This window comes from Verrucosispora sp. TAA-831 (genome assembly GCF_050780145.1).
Taxonomy (GTDB): domain Bacteria; phylum Actinomycetota; class Actinomycetes; order Mycobacteriales; family Micromonosporaceae; genus Micromonospora.
This window is the reverse complement of record NZ_CP192240.1, coordinates 6,287,116-6,311,436: the sequence shown is the minus strand read 5'-3', so window position 1 is coordinate 6,311,436 and position 24,321 is coordinate 6,287,116. Positions and strand designations below refer to the sequence as shown.

The 24,321-nt window shown below is 72.7% G+C and carries 22 protein-coding genes; 12 read left to right on the top strand and 10 right to left on the bottom strand.

Features of this window, described 5'->3' with window-relative positions:
* Nucleotides 1-2 precede the first annotated feature (2 nt).
* Together tilS and ACQVFL_RS28150 are read left to right on the top strand one after the other, a co-directional pair.
* The gene (gene tilS / locus ACQVFL_RS28155) at nucleotides 3-1,025 is read left to right on the top strand and encodes a tRNA lysidine(34) synthetase TilS (protein ID WP_431727943.1); all 1,023 of its coding nucleotides are present in this window, start codon (nucleotides 3-5) and stop codon (nucleotides 1,023-1,025) included.
* Nucleotides 1,022-2,656, top strand: coding sequence for a gamma-glutamyltransferase family protein (locus tag ACQVFL_RS28150; RefSeq protein ID WP_431727942.1), 1,635 nt, complete (start codon nucleotides 1,022-1,024; stop codon nucleotides 2,654-2,656). Before tilS ends, ACQVFL_RS28150 begins: the two co-directional genes overlap by 4 nt.
* Before the next feature lie 13 nt (nucleotides 2,657-2,669).
* On the opposite strand, the gene ACQVFL_RS28145 is transcribed toward ACQVFL_RS28150, so the two are convergent.
* Nucleotides 2,670-3,629: a GlxA family transcriptional regulator gene (locus ACQVFL_RS28145; protein WP_396689761.1), complete on the bottom strand. Its 960-nt coding sequence runs from the start codon at nucleotides 3,627-3,629 to the stop codon at nucleotides 2,670-2,672.
* A 149-nt stretch (nucleotides 3,630-3,778) separates the two neighbouring features.
* On the opposite strand from ACQVFL_RS28145, the gene ACQVFL_RS28140 reads away from it, so the two are divergent.
* From ACQVFL_RS28140 to folE, 4 genes are all read left to right on the top strand, one after another.
* Entirely contained in the window at nucleotides 3,779-3,916 is a 138-nt protein-coding gene (locus ACQVFL_RS28140) for a hypothetical protein (RefSeq protein WP_396689763.1), read from the top strand.
* Between the two features lie 99 nt (nucleotides 3,917-4,015).
* Complete coding sequence (hpt, locus tag ACQVFL_RS28135; protein ID WP_013736289.1) at nucleotides 4,016-4,591, top strand: hypoxanthine phosphoribosyltransferase; 576 nt, start codon at nucleotides 4,016-4,018, stop codon at nucleotides 4,589-4,591.
* A 341-nt stretch (nucleotides 4,592-4,932) separates the two neighbouring features.
* A complete protein-coding gene (gene ftsH, locus ACQVFL_RS28130) occupies nucleotides 4,933-6,951 on the top strand; it encodes an ATP-dependent zinc metalloprotease FtsH (RefSeq protein WP_396689765.1) in 2,019 nt (672 codons plus the stop codon).
* 92 nt (nucleotides 6,952-7,043) lie between these two features.
* Nucleotides 7,044-7,661, top strand: a complete 618-nt coding sequence (gene folE, locus ACQVFL_RS28125) for a GTP cyclohydrolase I FolE (RefSeq protein WP_117227356.1) — start codon at nucleotides 7,044-7,046, stop codon at nucleotides 7,659-7,661.
* Between the two features lie 64 nt (nucleotides 7,662-7,725).
* On the opposite strand, the gene ACQVFL_RS28120 is transcribed toward folE, so the two are convergent.
* Nucleotides 7,726-8,448 carry a hypothetical protein gene (locus ACQVFL_RS28120; protein ID WP_396689767.1) on the bottom strand — a complete coding sequence of 241 codons (723 nt, stop codon included), beginning with the start codon at nucleotides 8,446-8,448 and terminating at the stop codon, nucleotides 7,726-7,728.
* Nucleotides 8,445-11,009 carry an FtsK/SpoIIIE domain-containing protein gene (locus ACQVFL_RS28115; protein ID WP_431727941.1) on the bottom strand — a complete coding sequence of 855 codons (2,565 nt, stop codon included), beginning with the start codon at nucleotides 11,007-11,009 and terminating at the stop codon, nucleotides 8,445-8,447. The genes ACQVFL_RS28120 and ACQVFL_RS28115 overlap by 4 nt, the downstream gene beginning before the upstream one ends.
* Before the next feature lie 188 nt (nucleotides 11,010-11,197).
* Here ACQVFL_RS28115 and ACQVFL_RS28110 point away from each other — a divergent pair, with 188 nt between their 5' ends.
* Nucleotides 11,198-11,764 carry a hypothetical protein gene (locus ACQVFL_RS28110; RefSeq protein WP_396689771.1) on the top strand — a complete coding sequence of 189 codons (567 nt, stop codon included), beginning with the start codon at nucleotides 11,198-11,200 and terminating at the stop codon, nucleotides 11,762-11,764.
* 4 nt (nucleotides 11,765-11,768) lie between these two features.
* Here the strand turns inward: ACQVFL_RS28110 and ACQVFL_RS28105 are convergent, their stop codons facing one another.
* The 7 genes from ACQVFL_RS28105 to ACQVFL_RS28075 all read right to left on the bottom strand — a co-directional run bounded on the left by ACQVFL_RS28105 (nucleotide 11,769) and on the right by ACQVFL_RS28075 (nucleotide 20,289).
* Nucleotides 11,769-12,362: a hypothetical protein gene (locus ACQVFL_RS28105; RefSeq protein WP_396689773.1), complete on the bottom strand. Its 594-nt coding sequence runs from the start codon at nucleotides 12,360-12,362 to the stop codon at nucleotides 11,769-11,771.
* A 13-nt stretch (nucleotides 12,363-12,375) separates the two neighbouring features.
* On the bottom strand, nucleotides 12,376-13,545 hold the full coding sequence (locus ACQVFL_RS28100) for a M23 family metallopeptidase (protein ID WP_431727940.1): 1,170 nt from the start codon (nucleotides 13,543-13,545) through the stop codon (nucleotides 12,376-12,378).
* Between the two features lie 79 nt (nucleotides 13,546-13,624).
* The gene (locus ACQVFL_RS28095; protein WP_431727939.1) at nucleotides 13,625-14,179 is read right to left on the bottom strand and encodes a hypothetical protein; all 555 of its coding nucleotides are present in this window, start codon (nucleotides 14,177-14,179) and stop codon (nucleotides 13,625-13,627) included.
* A complete protein-coding gene (locus ACQVFL_RS28090; protein WP_396689779.1) occupies nucleotides 14,176-16,131 on the bottom strand; it encodes an MFS transporter in 1,956 nt (651 codons plus the stop codon). Before ACQVFL_RS28090 ends, ACQVFL_RS28095 begins: the two co-directional genes overlap by 4 nt.
* Nucleotide 16,132: 1 nt before the next feature.
* A complete protein-coding gene (locus tag ACQVFL_RS28085) occupies nucleotides 16,133-19,486 on the bottom strand; it encodes an ATP-binding protein (RefSeq protein ID WP_431727938.1) in 3,354 nt (1,117 codons plus the stop codon).
* Between the two features lie 109 nt (nucleotides 19,487-19,595).
* The gene (locus tag ACQVFL_RS28080; protein WP_093409867.1) at nucleotides 19,596-19,958 is read right to left on the bottom strand and encodes a hypothetical protein; all 363 of its coding nucleotides are present in this window, start codon (nucleotides 19,956-19,958) and stop codon (nucleotides 19,596-19,598) included.
* A gap of 13 nt (nucleotides 19,959-19,971) precedes the next feature.
* Nucleotides 19,972-20,289 carry a hypothetical protein gene (locus tag ACQVFL_RS28075; protein WP_396689784.1) on the bottom strand — a complete coding sequence of 106 codons (318 nt, stop codon included), beginning with the start codon at nucleotides 20,287-20,289 and terminating at the stop codon, nucleotides 19,972-19,974.
* A 345-nt stretch (nucleotides 20,290-20,634) separates the two neighbouring features.
* On the opposite strand from ACQVFL_RS28075, the gene folP reads away from it, so the two are divergent.
* The 5 genes from folP to ACQVFL_RS28050 all read left to right on the top strand — a co-directional run bounded on the left by folP (nucleotide 20,635) and on the right by ACQVFL_RS28050 (nucleotide 24,264).
* Nucleotides 20,635-21,540, top strand: a complete 906-nt coding sequence (gene folP / locus ACQVFL_RS28070; RefSeq protein WP_396689786.1) for a dihydropteroate synthase — start codon at nucleotides 20,635-20,637, stop codon at nucleotides 21,538-21,540.
* The gene (gene folB / locus ACQVFL_RS28065) at nucleotides 21,537-21,902 is read left to right on the top strand and encodes a dihydroneopterin aldolase (protein WP_396689788.1); all 366 of its coding nucleotides are present in this window, start codon (nucleotides 21,537-21,539) and stop codon (nucleotides 21,900-21,902) included. The genes folP and folB overlap by 4 nt, the downstream gene beginning before the upstream one ends.
* On the top strand, nucleotides 21,899-22,426 hold the full coding sequence (gene folK, locus ACQVFL_RS28060) for a 2-amino-4-hydroxy-6-hydroxymethyldihydropteridine diphosphokinase (RefSeq protein ID WP_396689790.1): 528 nt from the start codon (nucleotides 21,899-21,901) through the stop codon (nucleotides 22,424-22,426). Before folB ends, folK begins: the two co-directional genes overlap by 4 nt.
* A 29-nt stretch (nucleotides 22,427-22,455) precedes the next feature.
* Nucleotides 22,456-22,941, top strand: coding sequence for a DUF3180 domain-containing protein (locus ACQVFL_RS28055; RefSeq protein WP_396690935.1), 486 nt, complete (start codon nucleotides 22,456-22,458; stop codon nucleotides 22,939-22,941).
* Between the two features lie 111 nt (nucleotides 22,942-23,052).
* Nucleotides 23,053-24,264: an ABC transporter permease gene (locus tag ACQVFL_RS28050; RefSeq protein WP_431727937.1), complete on the top strand. Its 1,212-nt coding sequence runs from the start codon at nucleotides 23,053-23,055 to the stop codon at nucleotides 24,262-24,264.
* The last annotated feature ends 57 nt before the right edge of the window (nucleotides 24,265-24,321 follow it).

The following is a 24,321-nucleotide window of genomic DNA, read 5'->3' as shown; positions in this document are numbered from 1 at the left end:
GCATGGCCCCACTCGCCCCGCCGGTCGCCGCGATCCGCGTCGCGGTCCGTCGCGCGCTGGCCGAGCTGACGGCGTCCGGGCCGGTGCTGGTGGCCTGCTCCGGCGGTGCCGACTCGCTCGCCCTGGCCGCCACCGCCGCGTTCGTGGTACCCCGGTCGGGACGGGCCGCCGGGCTGGTCACCGTCGACCACGGGTTGCAGCCCGGATCCGCCGAGCGCGCCGAGGCGGTCGCGGACTGGGCGCGGCAGAGCGGGCTGGCACCGGTGGAGGTGGTCCGGGTGCAGGTCACCGGCCGACCCGGTGGCCCGGAGGCCGCCGCCCGCGAGGCGCGCTACCAGGCGTTGGCCGAGGTCGCCGGCCGGTATGCGGCGGCGGCGGTGCTCACCGGGCACACCCGGGACGACCAGGCGGAGACGGTGCTGCTCGCGCTGGCCCGAGGTGCCGGCCCCCGTGGGCTGGCCGGGATGCCGGCGATCCGGCAACTGGCCGGGGTGCCGCTGCTCCGGCCGCTGCTGGAGACCGGGCGGGAGCAGACCCGGGCGGTGTGCGCCGCGTTGGGCCTGACCCCGTGGGAGGACCCGCACAACACCGACCCGGCGTACGCCCGGTCCCGGGTACGGGCCGACGTGCTGCCCGCGCTGGTCGACGCGCTCGGCCCGGCGGTGGTGGACAACCTGGCCCGGACCGCCCGGCTGGTCGCGGCGGACAATGCGGTGCTGGACGGGTTGGCCGTCGAGGCGCTGACCGCCGCCCGGCACCCCGACGGCGGGCTGGCCGCCGAGGCGCTGGCCGACCTCGCTCCCGCGCTGCGCAGCCGGGTGCTGCACACCTGGGCGCACGAGCTGGGCGCCGTACCCGCCGCCCTGTCGCACCGGCACGTCGCCGCGCTGGACAGGCTGGTCACCGACTGGCGGGGACAGGGCGCGGCGTACCTGCCCGGCGGGTTGCGGGTCCGCCGACACCGCGACCGCCTGCTGCCGGCGGACCCGGCACCCGCGACGGACGACGGCGAGGTCGACACGTGACGTACCCCCGCAGGCCGCTGTTCGCCCCGCACGGCGCGGTGGCCACCAGCCACCCGCTGGCCACGGCGGCCGGGCTGGCCGTGCTGCGCCGGGGCGGCAACGCGGTCGACGCCGCCCTGGCCACCGCGACCACCCTGACCGTGGTGCAGCCGCCGTCCAACGACATCGGCGGTGACCTGTTCGCCATCGTCTGGGACGGCCACCGGCTGCACGGGCTGAACGCCTCCGGCCGGTCACCGTCCGCGCTGACCCGGGACGTGGTGCTGGCCGCCACCGACGGCCGGGGAGCCGAGCCCGCCGACGCGCTGGGCGGGGCGCAGGCCCGGGGCCCGGCGATGCCGGCCCGGGGCTGGCTGCCGGTGACCGTGCCCGGCGTGCCGGCGGGCTGGCGTGACCTGCACGACCGGTTCGGCTCGCTGCCCTTCGCCGACCTGTTCACCGACGCCATCGGGTACGCCGAGCACGGGCACCCGGTCTCCACCGGCACCGCCGAGACGTGGGCCCGAGCGGTCGCCGGACACGCCGACCGCACCGGCGGGGAGTACGCCGAGTTCGCCCGGGTCTTCGCTCCGGACGGGCGGGCGCCCCGCCCCGGCGAGCGGTGGCGCAACCCGGACGCCGCGCGGACCCTGCGACTGATCGCGCGCAGCGGAGCCGAGGAGTTCTACCGGGGAGGGATCGCGGCGGCTCTGGCCGACCACGCGGCCCGGACCGGCGGGCTGCTCACCGGCGACGACCTGGCGGCGCACACCTCCACCTGGGTCGATCCGGTGGCGGTGGGCTACCGGGACCACGAGGTGTGGGAGCTGCCGCCGAACGGGCAGGGCGTGGCCGCCCTGATCGCCCTGGGTGTGCTGGACGGGCTCGACCCGGCCGACACGTCGTGGCGGCACCGGCAGATCGAGGCGGTCAAGCTCGGCTTCGCCGACGCGCACGCCCACGTCACCGACCCGGACCGGATGCGGCTGCCGATCCAGGCGCTGCTCTCCCCCGAGTACCTGGCCTCGCGCCGGTCCGCGATGACCGGGCAGGCCGCCGATCCGGTCGCCGGGATCCCGGAACGCGGCGGCACGGTGTACCTCTGCGCCGCCGACGCCGACGGGATGATGGTGAGCCTGATCCAGTCCACCTATCTGGCCTTCGGCTCGCACGTGGTGCTGCCCGGACACGGCTTCGCCCTGCAGAACCGGGGTCTCGGCTTCCGCCTGGACGCCGGCCACCCCAACGTGGTGGGCCCGGCGAAGCGGCCGTTCCACACCATCATCCCCGGGTTCCTGACCCGCGCCGGTGCGCCGGTCGGGCCGTTCGGGGTGATGGGCGGACACATGCAGCCCCAGGGACACGTGCAGTTGATCTCGTCGACCGTGGACGCCGGTCTCGACCCGCAGGCGGCGCTGGACGCCCCGCGCTGGTACTGGCACGCAGGCCGGTCGCTGCTGGTGGAGGAGCCCCTGGCGGACGGGCCGGGCGGCGTCGAGCTCGTCGCCGACCTGCGCGCCCGGGGCCACCGGGTGACCGTCGCGGACGAGCCGGCCGTCTTCGGGTACGGGCAGGCGATCTGGCGTCGTCCCGACGGCGGCTACGTCGCCGGCTCGGAGTCCCGCGTCGACGGCACCGCCGGAGGCTTCTAGGCGGCGCGCCGAGTCAGCCCGTCGGGGCGCGGTCGCGGAACGTGGTGCGGTACTGGTGCGGGGTGGCGCCGACCCGGCGGGTGAAGTGGTGCCGCAGCGCCGCGGCGTCCCCGAAGCCGGCCCGTTCGGCGACCGCCTCCACCGACAGCCCGGTGTCCTCCAGCAGCCGTCGGGCCAGCAGCACCCGCTGGCCGGTCAGCCAGTCGTGCGGGGTGGTGCCGGTCTCCGCCCGGAACCGGCGGGCGAACGTCCGGGGCGCCATCCCCGCGCGGGCGGCCAGGTCGTCGACGGTGAGCTGCTGGTCGAGCCGTTCCATCAGCCACTCCAGCACCGGCTCCAGGGTGGGTGCCTCGGGTGCCTTCGGGATCGGCGCCTCGACGTACTGCGACTGGCCGCCGTCGCGGTGCGGCGGCACCACCATCCGCCGGGCCAGCCGGGTGGCGATGGCCGAGCCGTGCTCCTGGCGTACCAGGTGCAGGCAGGCGTCGATACCGGCGGCGGTGCCGGCGCTGGTGAGCAGCCGGTCGTCCTGCACGTAGAGCGAGTTGCAGCGGACCCGGGCGGTGGGGTTGCGTCGCTGCAACTCGTCGACGTGCCGCCAGTGCGTGGTGCACTCCCGGCCGTCGAGCAGCCCGGCCTCACCCAGCAGGTACGCCCCGGTGCAGACGCTGAACAGGTACGCCCCCCGGTCGGCGGCCCGCCGCAGCGCCTCGCGCACCTCGGCGGGCGCCTCGGTGCCGTGGTGCGCCGGCACGGCCACCAGGTCGGCCCGGTCGATCGGGCCGAGATCGGCGGTGGGCACCAGGCCGAAACCCGCGATGGTACGCACCGGGGCGCCCTGCGGGCTGCACAGGTCGAAGCGGTAGCCGGGCAGGTCGTCGGCGGTGCGGTCGGTGCCGAAGACCTCGGCGAGCACGCCGACTTCGAACGGGGCGACGCCGTCCAGGGTGAGTACCGCGACCGAGCGGAGCATGTGACGAGGGTAACCCGAGGGGTGGCGGAAAATCGAGGGTGAATGGCATTCCTGCCACTGTCGGGTGGGTGGCGCGTCCCGGAGACTGATGTCAAGCCCGGTGCACCGGCGGCGAGAACACCAGAAACCAGATGAAAGCGAGCGCCGCCATGGGATTCCTGTTCTTCCTCGTGTTCTTTCTGCTCCTCGCCCTGCTCTCGGCCGTCGGGCTGACCGCGGACAGCCGCGACTCGGCCGACTGGAAGCCGTCCGACGGCGGCCACCGCTGGCGATCCCACCCGTACTGAGGTGGTTCATACCCTTCGTCGGAAAGATCCGGGCCGGGGCCGTCCCGAAAGAGGCGGCCCCGCCGACGGCGAAGCCGGGGCGTACGGCAGGCTAGGGCCATGGCTGACGGCTCCTGGTACGACGCCGACATCGACCACGTGATCATCTCGGAGGCGCAGATCCGCGAGAAGACCGCGGAACTGGCAAAGCAGGTCTCCGCGGACTACGCCCACGTCACCGACGGGCTGCTGCTCGTCTGCGTGCTCAAGGGCGCGGTCATGTTCATGGCCGACTTCGCCCGGGCGCTGGGCCGCCAGGGACCTCCCGCCGAGCTCGACTTCATGGCCATCTCCTCCTACGGCCAGGGCACCACCTCCTCCGGCGTGGTCCGCATCCTCAAGGACCTCGACCGGGACATCGCCGGTCGGCACGTCGTCGTCGTGGAGGACATCGTCGACTCCGGGCTGACCCTGTCCTGGCTGCTGCGCTACCTGGAGTCACGGTCCGCGGCGAGCGTCGAGGTGGTCGCGCTGTTCCGCAAGCCGGACGCGGTCAAGGTGACGGTGCCGGTGAAGTACGTCGGCTTCGACATCCCGACGGAGTTCGTCGTCGGGTACGGCCTCGACTTCGGCGAGCGCTACCGCGAGCTGCCGTACGTCGGGGTGCTCAAGCCGGAGGTGTACGCGCGCTCCTGACCTCAGCCCCCGATCGGGGCGAGCGTCGGGTCCGGCGTCGCCGGTCCGGCCGACGTTCAGCCGACTTTCAGCTGCTCGGGCTACCGTGGACTCCGGTGACGGTGGGATCCGCTCTCCGTCACGCCGGTCGACATCCGGTTCGCCGTACGCGTAAGTGCTGGGCTCGCCAGCTCAGATCCGTCTCGTACGGTGTACCGTCGAATGACCGTGGCGCGACAGTTCGTGCCCCGGGGTCGAGGCCGGCCCGCACGGCGGCTCCGGCAGCCGCCCAGGCGGCGACACCCACAGTCGGTCAGGACGTCGATCAGGAGGATGCGGGCGTCTCGGCGCTCGACAACAGCATGGAACGTACGCGTTTCTTCCGCCGACCGGTGTTCTGGGTCATCCTGGTCATCCTCGGCGCCGTCGTGCTCAGTCAGTTGTTCACCGGTGGGCCCAGCTACCACCGCGTGGACACCTCAGTCGCGCTCGACCAGCTCAACAAGGGCGGCATCGAGAAGGTCGTCTTCCAGGACAAGGAACAGACGATCCAGTTGGACCTGGCCGAAGAGGCCGAGTTCGGCGAGACGAAGACCAAGCTGATCGAGGCCCAGTTCCCGTACGAGGTCGGTAACGAGGTCTGGAACCAGGTCCTCGACGCCAAGGCGAACAACCGGGTCACCGGGCCTGCCGACACGGAGGTGTCCTCCGACAGCATCTGGGTCAGCCTGCTGGTCAACCTGCTCCCCATCGTGCTGCTGGTGCTTCTGCTGCTGTTCTTCATGTCGCAGATGCAGGGCGGCGGCTCCCGGGTGCTCAACTTCGGCAAGTCCAAGGCGAAGATGATCACCAAGGACACCCCAAAGACGACCTTCGCGGACGTCGCGGGCTCCGAGGAGGCCGTCGAGGAGCTGCACGAGATCAAGGACTTCCTGCAGAACCCGGCGAAGTACCAGGCGCTCGGCGCGAAGATCCCGAAGGGCGTGCTCCTCTTCGGGCCGCCCGGAACCGGTAAGACGCTGCTCGCCCGGGCGGTCGCCGGTGAGGCGGGCGTGCCGTTCTACTCGATCTCCGGCTCCGACTTCGTGGAGATGTTCGTCGGTGTCGGCGCCAGCCGGGTCCGCGACCTGTTCGAGCAGGCCAAGGCCAACGCCCCGGCGATCGTCTTCGTCGACGAGATCGACGCCGTCGGTCGACACCGTGGCGCCGGCATGGGCGGCGGGCACGACGAGCGCGAGCAGACGCTGAACCAGCTCCTCGTCGAGATGGACGGCTTCGACGTCAAGGGCGGCGTCATCCTGATCGCCGCCACCAACCGGCCGGACATTCTCGACCCCGCGCTGCTGCGCCCGGGCCGCTTCGACCGGCAGATCCCGGTCGACGCCCCCGACATGGAGGGTCGCAAGGCCATCCTGCGGGTGCACGCCAAGGGCAAGCCGTTCACGCCCGACGTCGACCTCGACTCGGTGGCCAAGCGGACGCCGGGCTTCAGCGGCGCCGACCTGGCCAACGTGATCAACGAGGCGGCCCTGCTGACCGCCCGCAAGGACCAGCGGGCGATCAGCAACGAGTCGCTGGAGGAGTCGATCGACCGGGTGATCGCCGGCCCGCAGCGCCGGACCCGGGTGATGGGCGACCAGGAGAAGAAGATCACCGCGTACCACGAGGGTGGGCACGCGCTGGTCGCCTGGGCACTGCCGCACGCCGCGCCGGTGCACAAGGTGACGATCCTGTCGCGCGGTCGCTCGCTGGGGCACACGCTGGTGCTGCCCACCGAGGACAAGTACACCCAGACCCGGGCCGAGATGATCGACACCCTGGCGTACGCGCTGGGTGGCCGGGCCGCCGAGGAACTCGTCTTCCACGAGCCCACCACCGGTGCCGGCAACGACATCGAGAAGGCCACCGCGCTGGCCCGGGCGATGATCACGCAGTACGGCATGAGCTCCAAGCTCGGTGCGATCAAGTACGGCACCAGCGGTGACGAGCCGTTCCTCGGCCGCAACATGGGCCACGAGCGGGACTACTCCGACGCCGTCGCCGCCGAGATCGACGGCGAGATGCGGGCGCTGATCGAACTGGCCCACGACGAGGCCTGGGAGATCCTGGTCGAATACCGGGACGTCCTGGACAACATCGTGCTCGAGCTGATGGAGAAGGAGACCCTCTCCACCGCCGACATGGCCCGGATCTGCGCCCGGGTGGTGAAGCGTCCGCCGATGGCGCCGTACAACGGCTTCGGCAAGCGGCAGCCCTCCACCGAGCCGCCCGTGCTCACCCCGGCCGAGAAGGACGCGCTCAAGGTGCAGGCCGAGGCCGACGGCGCCCAGGCCACCACGGTCGGTGGCGTCAGCTCGAACAACTCGGACGGCCCGCACTGAGCACCGACGACACGGCGGCCGGTCCCCAGCCACGGGGATCGGCCGCCTCCGCAACCGAGCCCGACATCGACGACCTCGACGACCTCGACTACATCGCCGCCCGGCTGGTCAACGGCCGGCTCACCGGCCGCCCGGTCGAGGACACCATGGACCTCGGCCGGATCGAGAAGGCGGTCCGCGAGATCCTGATCGCGGTCGGCGAGAACCCGGACCGCGACGGCCTCCAGCAGACCCCGGCCCGGGTGGCCCGGGCGTACGCCGAGCTCTTCGCCGGCCTGCGGGTCGACCCGGCCACCGTGCTCACCACCACCTTCGAGGCCAACCACGAGGAACTCGTGCTGGTCCGGGACATCGACGTGATGAGCCTCTGCGAGCATCACCTGCTGCCGTTCCGGGGCAGCGCGCACATCGGCTACATCCCCGGGCCCGACGGTCGGATCACCGGCCTGTCCAAACTGGCCCGACTGGTCGAGGTCTTCGCGCGGCGTCCGCAGGTGCAGGAGCGGCTCACCTCCCAGATCGCCGACCTGCTGATGGAGCGGCTGGCGCCCCGGGGCGTGGTCGTCGTGCTGGAGTGCGAGCACATGTGCATGGCCATGCGCGGCATCCAGAAGTCCGGTGCCAAGACGATCACCTCGGCGGTACGCGGCACCCTGCAACGGGACGCCAAGTCCCGCGCCGAGGCGATGGCGCTGATCATCCCGCGCTGAGCGGCTCGGGACGTCCCCGTCACGGGGATCGGCCGGGCACCGGTGTCCCCGGAGCCCGGCCCGCTCAGGCGGCCAGCATCGCCAGGACGATCCCGGCGGTGGCCACCACCGCCGGGACCAGGCAGACCAACGCGCCGAACCGAGGTGTCCGGTCCACCCGCTCACCCGGTCGAGGCGGAAAGAGCCGCCCCACCGCGAGCCAGCCCGCGCCGAACGCCACCGCCGGTGCGGGCAGCCCGACCACCAGAGCCAGCACCGCCACCGCGCCGCTGCCGGCCACCAGATACGCCACGACCTGGAACAGCGGCACCAGCAGCCCCAACGGCCCGTACAGCAGCAGGTTGCGCGGCCGGGCCGGCCAGTGAGCCGCCCCGGGCAGACCCCGGGCCGCCAGCACGTCGTCCGCACCATGCGCCCAGCGGTTCGCCTCCCGCAATGCGGCCAGCACCGCCCCCGATCCACCGGTCATCGAGCGGGTCGCCTCGGTCAGCTCCGGCGGCGACGGGACCAGCGACATCGGCGGTAGCCCCAACTCCCGGAGCTGGGCCTCCTGCGGTGCCAACCGGGTCCGTACCGCCGTCAACTCCTCGCGGGCCGCCTGGACCGTCCGCGCCTGCTCGCTGGCGGCGGTCGCCGCGTCCCGACGTACCCCGTCGAGCTGACGGGTCGCGGCCAGATAGTCGGCCCACGCCGCCGCCACCGGATCGGTGGCACCGGACGGCGACGTCCCGCCGGTCCGCTGCCGCACCGGCCCGGCGGCCGTGGTCGACGATCCGCTGCCCGTCACGCCGCCTCCCCGTCCACGTCATCCGGCACGTCGTACGGCACCAGCACCAGCCCACGCTCGGCCGGACCGTCCCAGAGCACCACCCGCCCGGGCCGGGGCCGCCACTCCACCGGCCGACCGAACACCGGCGTGAGCTGCGCCCCCGGCACACCCGCCACCGCCACCGCAGTCAGCTTGTCGACCGTCTCCTCCGGCCCGAGCAGCGCCGCGAACGACGGCACCGTGCGCCACCAACCGAGCAGGTGCTGCCCCGCCGGAGGGCCCTCCCGCAGCAGCGCCCGCAGCCGATCCGGTGGCAACTGCTCGGGCGGCGCCACGTCCAACCCGAACACCACCAGATAGGCCGGCTTCCCGGCGTCCACGACCGCGAGCAACCCGGCCAGGTCCACCGTCTCCACCGGATGTCGGTCCGCCAGTTCCCGCGCCAGGTCGTCGGCGGACGACCGCGACTCGGCATCCGGCACGGCGATCACGAAGCGGGCCGTCCCCTGCGGGTGGTGCGTGGCCGTGGTCCGGGCGGCCGTGACCAACAGCCGGGTCGCCTCCGGGCGCGGCCCGAGGACGGCGAGGTTGCGCCCGGCGGCCGGACCGAGCGGCACGGCCACCGTGCTCCGGGCCACCTCCACCGCCCGCCCGAGCAGCGCCGCCGGTGCCAACGCCTGCCCGGACTCGGCCGACCGGTGCCGTGGATCGTTACGCAACGAGGGGTACGCGAACCCGGCGAAGACCACCGGCGGCACGCTGCCCTCCGGACGCGCCTGCCAGAGACGATGCCGCAGACCCTCCACGACGTCCGGTTCGTCCTGCGGATCGGGGAACCGGACCATCCGCTCGTGGCCCCGGATCGCGCCACGCGGACCACCCAGCCCCCCGGCCGTGTTCACCACCGCGCTGCCCACCGGCAGCCCCGCTGCCGAGTCGTTGGTCGGCTCCAACACCGGCCCGCCGCCCGGCAGCGCCACCCGCACCGGGAACTGGCCGAGCAGCGAGTCCCGCTGCCCACCGTCGCGTACGCCCAGCCCCAGATCGCCCTCGCCGGCCAACACCAGATGCACCCCGTACGCGCGGCCCGCCCGGGTCAGCGCGTCCAACCGGGCCACCACGTCGGCGGCCAACCGGTCCCGTTCGGCGAAGAGCAGCGGCAGGTTCTCCACCACGCAGACCACCCGGGGCAACCGGCGGTGCCGCCGCAGCTCGGCGAAACGTTGCCCACCCGCGCGGGTCGCCGCCTCGGACCGCCGGTGCACCTCCGCCGTCAACTGCTCCAGCAGGTCCAGCACGTACTCCCGGTCGGCGGCCATCGCCGCGGCCCGCACCTGCGGCACCCAGGACCGGTCCCGCTCGGTCTGCAGGAACTCCGCGAAGGACTCGCCCGCACCGAGGTCGACCAGGTACAGCTCCAGTTCCTCCGGGCCGTACCGGGCGGCGAGACCCAGCAGCGCCGTGGTCAAAAACGTGGCGCGACAGATCCGGGACCGGCCGCTGACCAGCCAGTGTGGCGTCAACTCGGTGAAGCCCAGAGGCACCGGACGCCCACCGGCGTCCCCGACCGTGGTGCTCAGCCCGTCGGAAGCGTCCACCTGCCACAACTCGTCGTCGTGCGGCGGCAGCAGGCCCGACAGGGACAACCGGGTACCGGCCTCGATCTGCGCGGCGAGCCGGCGGCAGACGGTGTCGACCAACTCGGCCGGCGGATCCGGCTCGACGAACACCGGCGAGTTCAACCCGCCCGGCGAGCCGGTGCCCGCGCTCGTGAACGGTGCCCCGGGCGGGTCGCCCAGCACCGCGTACGCGGTGCGGACGGAGAGCGCCGTGGCCCGGGGCAGCGGAGCACGTCCGGCCGCCGGCCAGCCGGCGACCACCAGGTGCAGCCCGGCGGCCGGCCCCTGCTCGGCAAGCGCCTCGATCCGCGCCAGTTCGGTCGCCCCGGCGCCGTCCGGCAGGGCCGCGACCACCAACAACATCGACCGGTCGTGCCGACGGGTACCCGAGGCCCCCGGCGTCACCCACCGTTCCGCATCGGCCAACACCGCCCGCAGACCGTCGACGGTCGTGGCCGGCGGCGAGAGCACCCCGGCGTCACCGAGCGCCCCGAACGGCCCGAGCACCCCATCCGTCGCGTCCACCGCCCGCACCAGCAGCGCCCCCGCCGGGGTCGCCGCCACCAAGCGGAGCAGCACGGCCCGCAGCAACCCGGCCACCCGAGGATCGTGCGCGTCGACGTCGACGGCCAGATGCCCGGTGCCGACCAGCGGGATCAGCGCGGGGAAACGGGCATCGTCCAGTGGCGCGGCGGTGCCCACCCGGACGAAGGACGGCGGACCCTCCCCGGCGGGACAGTTCAACGCGATCTCGTCGAGCCCGGCACCGGCCCAGCCGGGCGCGAGAATCTGTGCGGCGCCGCGCAGCCGCTCGGCGAGCGCGTACTGGCGGCGCTGGTCGGCGGGAGCGGGCCGGGTCTCGTCGAGGACCCCTGCCGCCGCTGTGACCGTCGCGGCAGCTCGGCGGTGCAGCGTGGCGGCGCGGAGCGTCCGTGCCTTCGGACCGCCCACCGAGTCCACCTCCTCCGCCCGAGTTCGGCACCAGATCCCGGGCAGAGTCGACGGTATCCCAGCCGCAGCGCCTCCTCGGGGATGCGCGGCGACGCAGCGCCGGTGTTGTCGTGGATCTCACCGGACGGGAGTGGTCCGTCACGATCTGCTGAATCTGGGGCATTGGGGCCACAGCGTCCAGCCGTTAGCCTCAGGGGGTGGAATCAGTGCCGCCCCCCGCCGGTTCCCAGGTCTCCCGCGTACCGGCGCAACGGACCCCGCCGGAGGATCTGGCGCCGCCCTCGACCGCGCCAGCGCCACCCCAGCCTCGGCGGCGGCTGCGGAAGGTGCTGATGGTGATCACCGGAGCGGTGGCGGCACTCTGTCTGACAGGCGGAATAACCGGCTTCGTCCTATACGACCGCGCCACCACTCCCGACCGCAGTACACCTGCGGCGGTGGTGGACAACTATCTCCGCGCGTTTCTGGTCGACAAGAACGATGTCCGTGCGGATCTATTCACTTGCGACGGCGGCACAAACCTGGAGCAGTTGGGCGATCTTAGAAGCGACCTCGGCGCTCGCGAGGAGCGCTTCGGAACCGCGCTGTGGGTCAGCTGGGAGGAGCTTCAGGTCACCAAGAATGGCAACAACGCCGAGGTTCGTGTTGATGTCACCTTCTCCGCACAGGTCGATGGCCTTAGACAAACCGACCGCCAGTCATGGATGTTTGCTACTCAGCTGCGTGATGATTGGCGCGTCTGTTCAGCAGTGCCAGAAGGCTGAGCTCCTATTCGACCCACAACAGATGTACGGGCACTTCCAGTGTGGTCGGAGACTGGCCGCGCCAGGCCCAGCGGTACCACTCCAGCTCGGGCGCGACGCGTACGCAGATGTCGCCTTCGGCACCGGAGTAGGTCTCGGTGACGGCCCGCAGGTCGCGGTGCTCGACGGTGTCGACCATGTGTACGACGCGTCGGCCGGTGACCGCGTCCGCTTCGAACACCGGGGTGGGGGCCCGGTGAGCCGGTGCGTCCAGCGAAACGAGCCGTAGACTGCCGTCCTCGGTGGAGGGGGCGCGTGTGCCCACCGTCTCGACCCAGACCCGCTCGACCGGTACCAGTGGTGCGAAGACCTCCACCTGATCGGACTCGGCGCGGTACCACTCGTGCTCGGGGATCACCGGCACGTAGGTGCGGCTGTTCTGCACCACCCGCTCGTCGGCCCGCAGGTCGGCGCGCCACCCGAGGCCGGGCAACCCGACCAGGACGCGTTGCCCGCGAAGCTCGACGCGGCCGGTGGCAGGCACGATCTCGATCGGGCGGGGTGGTCGTGGTGCCCAGTCCGGCTGATCGGCGAAGGGGTCGGGCAGTGGTCCGGTCATGACGGCGGGCGTCTCACCCCGCGCCCTTGAGCGGCGCGCCCTTGGACCGCATGAAGGGCACCGGGTCGATGGCCCCCCGACTGCTCCGGTCACTGTCGACGTGCACCTCGAAGTGCAGGTGCGGTCCGGATGAGTTGCCGCTGCTGCCCACCTCGCCGATCACCTCGCCGGCCTGCACGGTGTCCCCGACCTGGACCCGGGGACGACTGACCAGGTGACAGTACCGGGTGATGAAACCCTGGGCGTGCAGCACGTCCACGAACCAGCCGCAGCCGCCCTTGCCCGGCCAGCCGTCCACATTGCAGCTCAGTCGGCCGCGCCGGTCCGGGTCGCAGCGGGAGACGATGACGCGACCGGTGGCCGCGACCCTGATCAGGGTGCCCTTCGGTGCGGCGATGTCCACCCCGTTGTGCCCGGGCCGACTGGCCGTCCGGAAACCGGAGCCCACGCCGCCGGGGATCGGTGCGGTCCAGCCGGAGGCGGCGATGTCGCCGGAGGCGGCCGCGTCGCAGACCTGTCGGCCGGCGATCAGCGCCGACCGCGCGGCGCCACCGGCGAGCGCGTCGACGATGCGCGAGGCCAGTTCCTCGTGCTTGGCGTACGCGTCGGGGAAGGCGCTGATCTGGACCCGCTGGGCGGCCACGGTCAGCGGCAGCTTCTCCCAGTCGGGCACGTCCACGAGCTTCTCGTAGAACTTGCGGGATGCGTACGCCGGGTTCATCCGCTGCCGGACCGATCCCCACGAGGCGCGCTGCTGGAACAGACCGACCGAGTCGTGGTCGGCGCCGACGCCTTCGTTGGGGATGTCCTGCGATTCGGCGACCGTTCGGTTGGCCAGGTTGAGCAGCCGCGACTCCTGCATTGCGGTCGCCACGGCGACCACCCAGCCCCGGGCCGGCACCTTCATCTCCTGACCGACCTTGATGATCGCCGCAGCGTTGCGCATCTGTCGTTCCCCGTAGTCGGAGAAGCGGGGCATCTTGCCGGTGACGTCGACCTCGAACTCTCCGGTGCACTCCATGCTGACCGGGTCGATCTGCTCGGCGGACTCGCCGCCCAGCTCGGTGAGGAAGAAGGCACCGGCACCACCCGTGCAGCAGAGCAAGGCGAGCGCGGCGGTGAGCGCCGCGGCGAGCGCGCCCACCCGGACCGGCCGACGACGCGGACTGTTCTCGCTGCTCATGACGGCGCTCCGCTGCTGCGCTCCGCGCCACCGTCATACACGACCGCACGGCACCGCTGACTCACTCGCCGACGCTCGCTCATGCCCGCTCCCAGTCCACGGCGTCCACCAACCATCGCCCGTCCGGTGCCACCAGTTCGAGCCTCAGCCGCCCCGTGTCGAGCGTGACCAGTGCCTCCACGAAGGTCTCACTCCGAGGGCGCACGGTCACCTCCTCGGTCACCTCTCCGGCGGGCACACCCGCGGGATCCGCGCCGGCGAGCTTGTCGAGGAGCGCCGGGGTGGCGAACGGGCGTAGCTCCTGTTGCCACTGCTCCGCGGACTGGCCGGGCTGCCCGAGCCAGGCGGTCGTGAAGCGTTCCGCGATCCGTTCCGGCGTGGGCTCGCCGGAACGGGTGACCGGCGACGGTGTCGTGGTCGTCGAGATCGCGCCGTCGTCACCGGTGGTCGGGTGCACCGTCGTGATCGGAGCCGGCGGGCGGTTGCGCAGTCCGGCCGAGTCGTCCGGACCGGACACCACCCTGGCCGCCCCGACCACGCCGATCACCAGGACCGCGATGCCGAGCGCGACGCCAAGCCGGGACCGCAACAACCGGGTGAAGACGAACTCGACCGCGCGCCGCACGACGCTCACCGGGCCTCGGACCGAACCCGCGGCGTCACCTTCTCGGGTGCACGCTCAGCCGAGCCCGGACGGTAGATGGCGAACGACGGGTTCTCCTCGGGTACGTCCGGCTGAGTCCAGGAGGCGGGCTGGCGACGGCGTGGCCGGGGCGCCGCGGGCCGCCCCTCGGGACGCGGCTCATCCACCGGGCCGGGCGTGCCCTTGGGCTCCCGTCCGTCCGGGCGCTGCGGTGCGTCCGGACGTTGCGGAGCATTCGGGCCGCCGGTGGGTACCGGGTCCGGCCGGGCCTCCGGGCGCACCTTCGGCTGCTCTGGCGCGAGGGCTCGGCGCCGTCCCATGCCCGGTTCGGTGGTCCCGCCCGGCTCGGCCACGTCGAGCCGGGCGGCGGTCCGCATGTCGCGGAAGAACCGTCGGTGCCAGGATCCGGCGGAACTGACCGCCTCGCTGCTGTCCTTACCGCCCAACTGGGTGATCCGCCGGTACGGGCGCAGCAGCAGCCAACCGACCACTCCGCACAGCCAGACCAGGACCACCTGCAGCCAGCCCGGTAGCGTGGCGGTACTCATGATGAGGTCGACCGCGAAGAGGTAGATGGCGGCGCCCGTGCCGAAGATCGCGATGTTGAAGAGGGCCGCCACCACCGCGTTGCCGAGGCGACGCAGGCCGGCGCTGGCCGGACGGAGCAGGCCGATCGTACCCAGGATGGGTGCGGCGATCACCGCCCACCGGAAGATCAGGAAGCCGAGCAGGACGAGTAGTGAAGCGGTCAGGTCGAACATCGCGAAGAGCAGGGCGGCCAGTACGGCGATGAAGCCCGCGCCGACCCGGTCCATGTCCCGGACGCCCTGCAGGTACTCGAACGCCTCCGGATCCTCCCGCTCGATCTGCGCCGCGACGGTCATCCACTGCTGCTTCTTGGCGGCGATGGTGGCATCACGGGTCTCAGGACTAGTGCGGATCTTCTCCGCCTCTCCCCAGGACAGCGACTTGGCGTCGTACAGCGCCGCACCGTACTTGCGGGCGGTCTCACTGTCGGCAGAGCCGAGGGCACCACGCAACCAGTTGCGGTAGAGCATCGCCTCGGCAGCCGTGTCACTCGCACGGACGGCAGGAGGACGTTTGTCCGTGCAGGCGTCCGGGTTGGGCATGACGCACCGGTCGGGTGGCACGTCCTTGGACGCCGGGCCGACGGCGTCGTGTACGACGCCGAGTGTGGAGACGAGGGCGCCGTCGGCGAGGTTGGCGGACTTGACCGGCCAGGCGGCCAGCGCGGTCACCGCGATCATCACCACCAATGCCCACCCCGCAGTGGTCATGGCGCTGCTCATGTCCGACTGGCGGGACCGCCAGAGCAGGTAGAGCCCCACGACGCAGAGCGTGACGATGCCGAAGACGCTGAACACCTTCTGGTAGATCGCCTTGGTCGCCTGATCCACCAGGGGATCGGCCCAACCCCACATCGTTCCCGGCTCCCAGGCGCGCTCCCGCAGCGCGTTCGAGGCGCCGATGATCGCCGTGGCCATCATGAACTCGCCGTTGGCGACGGTGTTGGTGAACTTGTAGTCCGGGTGCAGCAGTGTGGTGGCACATCCCGACTCGACCTTGTACGTGCTGTAGCTGTAGCCGGCGTAGCCGTAGTCGGTGTAGTACCCCTTGGGGCCGGGCAGCTTGGATGCCTCGGGGCGGGAGGCGAACCAGCCGGCCATGCCGGAGTCCGGTGCGGTCGGGGTCGGGGGGTTAAGGCAGGTGGCCTCTGTCTCCGCGACCTGTTGGAGCTTCGCGACACAGGCACGGAAGTCGACCTGCCACTCCTGCACCGTGCAGAGGTCGGTGGGTGCCTGGTACGCGACCGGGGCGGCGTACGCGGGTGTGGCGGTGAGCCCGGGCCAACTGATCGTGGCTCCGGCGAGGACGCCGAGTGCCAGCAGGAACGCCGTGATCCTTGCCCGGGCCCTCGCCATGTCACGCCTCCATGTCCGGCAGGACGGTCGGCAGCACCCCGGCGGCGGCGGCGATGGCGGCGGGGGTGGTGTCGAGGTGGCTCAACAGTCCGTCCACGTAGGAGACGTCGACCCGGACCTTCTGCACCCGGCCGTCCACGTCACGCATGACGAACTCACGGAAACCGAGCCGGTGGGCGGAGGTCGCGTCGGCGGTGGAGAGCGAGGCGAGGGTGGCCTCGTATCCGTCGTCCACCGGCACACGCAGCAACCGCAGCGCCTCGGAGGCGATCTCGGCGTCCTCGGCGATCCGGCCGACGAAGACGGTGGAGACGAGGTTCTGTACGTCGAGTCCGAGGATGTCCCGTGGGTTCTGCGAGGCGACCAGCGCGGCGAGGTTCCACTTGCGGGAGTCGCGGGCGAGCCGGACCAGGAAGGACCGACCGGAGCGCCATCCCTCCATGAAGTGCGCCTCGTCCAGGCCCACGAGCTTGCGCGAGGACATCGAGCCGCCGTAGCAGCGCCGTACCGCCAGTCGGTGCGCAGTGTGCAGCATCGGCAGGGCCAACGCCTCCTCGGCCGACCAGTACTCGCGTTCGATCTTGAGGTCGGGCAGCCGGAGGCCGGCCATGGTGATCACGGTGAGGGCCGCGTCCGGACCGAGCAGCCCCTCCGGCGGCCGGCCGAAGAAGAGCATGGCCAGCGGCATCTCGGCGGTGTCCAACAGCAGGTTGGCCAGTTCCCGACCGGCGTCGTCGTCGAGCTGCCCGAGGCAGGTGACCACGTCGTCCAGCGTGGAGGTCTCCTCGGCGGGCACCTGGCGTACGGCGTGCCGGAACAGGGTGGCGGTGGACGCCTCGCGGGCCACCTGCGGCGGCACCAGCATCATGCAGATGTCCTGCACCAGCATGCGTCGTTCGGCGCGGGCGTTGGAGACCGCGATCTCGAACTCGCGGTCACCGGCCGCGCCGCTGCTGAACTCGCTGCGCAGCGGCGTGGGGATCAGCGAGTACGGCGCGAGGGTGCCGTGCTCGGAACCGGTCAGGTTGAGCACCCGCGAGTACGGGCGCAGCTCCGGCATCGCGCAGAGCCGGGCCAACGGGCCGGACGGGTCGAGCAGCGTCACCTGCACACCACGCCGCGCGGCGAGGTAGCCCAGGGCGCCGAGCAGGGTCGACTTGCCACCGCCCGGCTCGGCCACGAAGACCGCGAGCCCGGAGCGTTCGCGGACCTCCATCGGGAAGTGCAGGTCGAGGAAGACCGGCCGACGGCAGGTGCCCGCGGTACGTCCGATCAGGTCGCCCCGGCGGTCGCCGACCGTCGAGGCGGCCTGGGGCAGCGCCGCCGCCAACAGCGGGACCGGCATCCGTCGGACGTATCCGGTGTTGGCGATCGGCTCCCCGGGGATGAACTCGCGGGCCAGCCAGTCCTGGCTCTTCGGGTGCTGGAGGGAGACCCGCAGCTCGCGCGAGTAGAGCTGGATCAGCCGCCGGGCCCGCTCCAGGCACTCCTCCCGGGTACGCCCGCCCACCGCGATGCGGTGCCAGCCGTGCGCCCGGGCCGAGTCGACCGGCAACCCGGTGGTCATCTCGTCGCCGATCACCAGTGCGCGCTTGGCCAGGCGTTCCAGCTCGGGCGGGGCGTCGATACCGTGCTCGGCGTAGTCGAGCTGCTGTGACCGGATCATCCGGAGCCGGTGCTCCAGGTTCCGGAAGGAGTCGCCGGATCCGAGGATGTCGACCCGGGTGGAGAGCTCCATCGGCCACGGCAGCCGCTCGTGGAAGTGCAGCCAGGGCTCGTGTCGTTCGGGGATCTCCAGCGGCTCCATCCGGCCGACGGCGAGCACCGCCACGTGCCGTTCCTCGCCGGTCATCCGGTTGACCAGCTTCACGGTCGAACCGTAGGGGGTGCGGTAGCGCTCGACCTGCTCGGTGAGGGCCAGCAGGTCGCCGCGTTCCCAGCGCCCGTCGGTGATGGGCGAGAGCGCGCCGGGCGGGGCCATGCAGAGCGCCACCGAGCGGTACAGCAGCCATTCCAGCTCCTGCGCGGTGACCCGGCGGCCCCGCATGCCGAACGCGCCCAGGACCTCGTCGAACTGTTCGACGGTGCGTCCGAGCTTGCGGCGTTCGCCTTCGGCCACGCCTCGGCCGAAGGTGCGCAGCACCCGTTCGGTGAGCGAGTCGCCGAGCGAACGACGTGCGAAGGTGACGCCGAGGTAGGTCTGTCCCTCGGCATGGTTGACCGAGAGCAGGTGCCGTTGGGCCGCGACCAGGTGGTCGGCCCAGCTGGGGGTGTCGGGGACGTCCGGCAGCGGCGCGGCGGTGTGGGCGTCGATGGTGCGGGCCCATTCGTCGGCCGGGAAGGGCCGGGTGGTGCGCCGCAGGTGCAGCCGGAACCCGGCGAGGCCGGCGTACTGCTCGGAGATGGCCGAGAGCAGCGCCTCCCGCTCCGCGTCCGGCCGGAACGCCCAGCGCACCTCCGGCAGCCAGTACCAGGCGGTGACGGTGTTGGGGGTGAAGGTCAGGTGACCGGCGATCTCGGTGATGGCGAGTTCGACCGACGGGTCCCGGTCGCCGAATTTGATCTTCGGCGGGCGGACGCGGGCCGGCTTCACCGGGCGGTCGCGCCGCTCCACGGAGCGTTGCCGGGGCGCGGCGGTCGTCCGGGCGGTGGGGGCCGGCGTCCGGCGCGACGGCGGGGCGGTCTCGGCCGTGTGGTCCTCCTCGGTCGGCCGCCGCTCGTCGCGGGGCGGCCGAGGCTCGCGCTGCGGACGGCCGTCGCGGGCCGGACGCTCGTCGACACCGGACCGCTCGGCCCGGGTGGGCTGGTCGTCGACGGGCGGACGGGCGTTCGGGAGCCGGTCGGGGGCCGGTGCCGGCGTCCGCGTGGGTGGCGGCGCGACGGCGGGTGCGGTGGGAGGTTCGACAGCCGGTCGGGCGACGGCCGGGGCCGGGCCGGTGGCCTGCGCGGGCAGTTGCGGTGCGGCCGGACGCTGCGTCATCGGTGCCGGGGGTACGACCGGTGGCGGCGGGGGCGGTGCCTGCTGCGGCACGCTCCGCCCGGGCAGGGCACGCTGGGCGGAACCCGGTCGGGCGTAGGCGCCGCCGAACAGGTCCAGGAAGGGCGAGTCGATGTCGGCTCCGTCGCGGGGGGCCGGTGGCGGCGGCGCGGGTTCGGCCGACACCGAGCGGCGCTGCGGCGGGCGAGGCGCCTGGAAGACGCCGACGCCGCCGTGGCCGGGGGTGGTGGCGAGCGCCGGGTCCAGCTCGGCCTCGTCGAGCTCCCCGGCCTGCGGGTAGTCGAATGATCGCGCACGGTTACCGTGTGGTGCGGCCGGACGCCCGGCCGGGGATCCCGGCGTGGAGGAGGGGCTCATGCGGCCGCCCTGCCCGCGTCCGTGGTGGCCGTCGGGAAGCCGTGTGCCGTCGCGACGACACCGGGGCGGCCCGGCGACCTGTGGGACGGCCGGTACGGCGTGCAGCCGGTCATGCGAGTTCCTCCCGGATCCTGATCCTGCTGCCGACCAGGCGCGGATCGCGCTGTTCGGCGGCCGGCTCCCGGGTGCGTCGCCAGTCGGTCAGCGCGGTACGGATCACCATGCGCGCCGGCCGGTCCGGATCGACGTACCGGAAGACGAACGAGGTGGTCACGATGGCGAGGGCGATCTCCCAGGCGGGGAAGAGCTCGACCTGCAACGTGAACAACCAGTGGATGAACATGTAGAGGGGAACGAGCAGCATGAACAGCCCGTACTGGGCGTACGGCAGGTGGACCGGAAGGGTGTAGCCGGGCGGCCCGAGATAGACCAGGCGGGCCCGGTAGATGTCGTCGTCGGTGCGCAGCCGCATGTCGAGCCCGCGCCTATTCGAAGATCAGGTTGATCAGGAAGTCGCCGATGAAGAAGAGGGTGGCGGCTCCGGCGATGAAGGCCAACCCGACGATCGCGATGGCGGAGCTTGTCAGCACCTTGGAGATCTCGCCCCGGCTGGCGCGGCCGATGAAGATGACGCCGAGGACGGCGAGCAGGATCGGCGCGATCTTGCTGGCGAAGAAGGTGACGACGCCTTCGGTGTTGATCCCGCTCGGCTCGTCGGCGGCGAGCGGGATCGACGACGCCACAGTGGAGAGCAGGTGGGCGGCGTTGCTCGACGCCGTTTCCATCAGCTCGATGGCGATCACTGGAACCTCCCCAAGTCGCGGCCGGCGGTGCCGCGGTGGTGCAGTAGGTAAGCCTTGCGGGATGGGTGCTCGGTCGGTGCAGCGCCCGGGACCCTGCGTGCGTCACTCGCCACGGAAAGTGGCGATTTTTGGGCGAATTACCCCGCTTCGGCCCTCCCCTCCATGCCTCGCCATCTTGATGCTGGGCAATTCCACAGCGTACGGGCCGCCCCCCTTTGCGACAAGCCGCGAAGAGTCTGCCCGAAGTCGCCCGGACGACCGATCGTACACGCGTTCTAATCGCCTTGTCAGTGCCCGGATCCCGGGCCTGCTCAGGGCGGTGGGACGGACCGGTACCGTCTAGTCGTGACCGATCTGGTACGGGCCCCGGCCCCGGTGGTGATGGGCGTTCTGAACGTCACGCCCGACTCGTTCTCCGACGGCGGACGCTACGCCGACGTCGCCGCGGCCGTCGCACACGGCGTCCGGCTGCGTGCCGACGGAGCGGCGTTGGTGGATGTCGGTGGAGAGTCGACGCGGCCCGGCGCCGACCGGGTGGACCCCGAGACCGAGAGCGCCCGGGTACTGCCGGTGGTCCGGGAGCTGACCGCAGCCGGCGTACCGGTCAGCATCGACACCACCCGGGCACGGGTCGCCGAGGCCGCGCTCGCGGCCGGAGCGGTGGTGGTCAACGACGTCTCCGGCGGCCTGGCCGACCCGGACATGGCCCGCGTCGTCCGGGACGCCGACTGTCCCTGGGTGCTGATGCACTGGCGCGGTCACTCCCGGCGGATGAGCGAGCTGGCCAGCTACCGGGACGTGGTCGCCGACGTCCGCGCCGAACTGGGCGAGCGGGTGGACGAGGCGCTCGCCGCCGGGGTGTCCGAGAACCGACTGATCATCGACCCGGGCCTGGGCTTCGCCAAGACGGCGACACACAACTGGCAGCTCAGCGCCCGGCTGCCGGAACTGCTCGACCTCGGCTACCCGCTGCTGTTCGCAGCGAGCCGCAAGTCCTATCTCGGCCTGCTGCTGGCCGGACCGGACGGCACCCCGCGACCCGCCGGCGGCCGGGAGGCGGCCACCGTGGCGACCAGCCTGCTCGCGGTCGCCGCAGGCGCCTGGGGGGTACGCGTGCACGACGTCCGCGCCACCGTGGACGCGCTCGCGGTCTGGCAGGCCAGCGGCGCTCCCCGACTCGGCGACACGCCGCACCCCGGATCGCCCGTCGGCGCGGGCGCGGCCGGAGTCGACCGGGAGGTACGGCGATGACCGACCGGATCGAGCTGACCGGCCTGCGCGCCCACGGCCGACACGGTGTGTACGACTTCGAGCGCGCCCGGGGGCAGGAGTTCGTCGTCGACGTCGTCCTGGAGCTGGACCTGGGCCCCGCCGCGCGCTCCGACGACGTGGCCGACACGGTGCACTACGGCGAACTGGCCGACGGGCTGGTCGCGGTGGTCACCGGCGAGCCGGTCAACCTGATCGAGACGCTGGCCGACCGTCTGATCGAGGTCTGCCTGACCGATCCACGCGTGAGCGCCGCGACGGTGACCGTGCACAAGCCCGAGGCGCCGGTCCCGCACGCGTTCGGCGACGTGGCGGTGACGATGCGCCGGACGCGTACCCGATGACGCGGGCGGTGCTCTCCCTGGGCAGCAACCTGGGTGACCGTCTCGACCACCTGCGTAGCGCGGTGGCCTCGTTCGGCGAGCACGTGCTGATGGTCTCCGGGGTGTACGAGACGCCGCCCTGGGGCGACACCGCCCAGCCGGCGTACCTGAACGCGGTGGTGCTGGTCGGCGATCCGACCGCCGGAGCGTACGACTGGTTGGCGCGGGCCCGGTCCGCCGAGCGGGCCGCCGGGCGGGTCCGCGACCCGCAGCGGCGGTTCGGCCCGCGCACGCTCGACGTCGACGTGATCGCGGTCTGGGACGACGAGGGCGCACCGGTGCTCAGCGACGACCCCGAGCTCACCCTGCCGCATCCCCGGGCGCATCTGCGCGCCTTCGTGCTGCGGCCGTGGATCGACATCCAGCCCTACGGCCGGTTGCCCGGTCACGGCTGGCTGACCGATCTGCTCACCTCGGGGCCACTCGCCGCCGAGGTCGCGGAACTGAGCCCACGGCCGGATCTGACGTTAGAGTCGACGCCATGACGCGGTCCACGCCTCCCGACGACGCACGGATGGGCCCTACCCGCATCTCCACCCTGGTGGTCGCCGCCCTGGCCGCCGCCGCGGCCACCTGGCTGCTGATCAGCAGCTTCTACTACAGCGGGTTGCCGCCGTTGCCCTGGCTGCCGGTGGTGACCCTGGCCGGGCTCGCCGTGCTGGAGGCGTACGCGGCGGTCAACACCCGGGGGCGCATCGACCGTCGACCCGGCCGTGATCCGGTCAACCCGTTGATGGTCGCCCGCTTCGTCGTCCTGGCCAAGGCGTCCGCCCTGGTCGGGGCGATCTTCGCCGGGGCGTACGCCGGGTTGGTCGGTTGGTTGCTGGTGCAGAGCACCCGGGCGGCCGGCGCGGATCGGCCGGCGGCGATCGCCGGACTGGTGGCCTCGGTCGCGCTGGTGGCCGCCGCGCTCTGGCTGGAGCGCTCCTGCCGGGTCCCGGAGCAGCCGGAGGACGAGCAGGAACCGGACGACTGGGAGAGCCGTCCGCCTCGACGCTGAACGCGGGGTTACGTCCGGCTCCGCCGCGCGGGTACGGTGCCTGCGACCAGAAGGTGACGGTCACCGCCGGTGCGTCGATGGGTTCCCGGCGGCTGCTGGGAGGCAACGATCATGGCGTACGACGACCCGGGCCGGAGTCAACTCCCGGAACCGACCTCCGCCGCCCCCGTCGCGGTGACGGACCCCGGTCCCGACGAGCCGCAGTGCGAGACCGGCCCGGACCGCTTCGGTGTGCACATCGTCTGGGAGACGCTCCTGCTGTTCGGCTTCGCCGCGCTGGTCTACCTGGTCTGGCGGGAGGACCCGGCGGTCCTGCGGGGCAGTGGGCTGCGCGTACTCATCGTCGAGGTGGTGGCTCTCGGCCTGCTGGCGCTGGCCGCCGGGGTGAGCCTGCGCACGGCGGCGGTGAACCTGGCGATCGGCCCGGTGGCGGTCGCGGCCGGACTGCACTTCGCCGAGCAGTCGGACCGGGGCCTGGTCGAGGCCGTCGGGCTGGCCGGTGGCGTGGCCGCCCTCGGTGGGCTGCTGCTGGGGCTGCTCGTCGTGGTGCTGCACGTGCCCGGCTGGGCGGCCAGCCTGGCCGGCGCGGCCGGTGTGATCGTCTACATCGAGCGGCGCTCCGCTCCGGTGCTGGTGCAGGGGGACTTCGATCCGCGCGGCGTCGCCGGTCAGCTCTTCGTCGGCTTCGCCGCGATCGCGGTGTTCGGCGCGTTGTTCGGGGCGCTGGGACCGATCCGGCGGCTGGTCGGCCGGTTCCGGCCGGTCGGCGACCCGGCCCGACGGCGGGGCACGGCCGCGGCGGTCGTCACCACCCTCGGGTACGTCGTCTCCACCGTCCTGGCGATGCTCGCCGGTGCGCTGGTCGCCTCCGCCGAGGGCGCGGTGACCCCGGCCAGCGGGCTGGACTGGACGGTGTTGGCGGTGGGCGCGGCCGTGCTCGCCGGCACCAGCGCCTTCGGGCTGCGCGGCGGGGTGTTCGGCACGCTGCTGACGGCCGGCGCGATCGGCCTGTTCCTCGCGTACGCGCAGACCCGGGGCTGGACGGTCAGCCGTTGGGCGGTCGGCGGAGTGGTGCTGGCCGTCGGCCTGGTGGTCACCCGGCTGGTGGAGGCGTACGGGCGGCCGGCTCCGATGTTCCGAGCCCCGCCGCCGCCTCCGCCACCGGACGCCACCAACGGCGGCGGGTGGACGTTGCCGCAGCCGGAGCCGGTCGGTGACTGGCCGCCGATGCCTCCGGCACAGCCGCCGATGAGCAACACCGATCCGTGGGGGCCCCGCCGGTGGGAGACCGGCCCGCGTCCGTGGGACGCCGAGGACCGGTGACGGGCCGTCGTCCCCGTGTGCCGTCGACGCGCCGAATGTGATCTCGGCGGTTAGGCT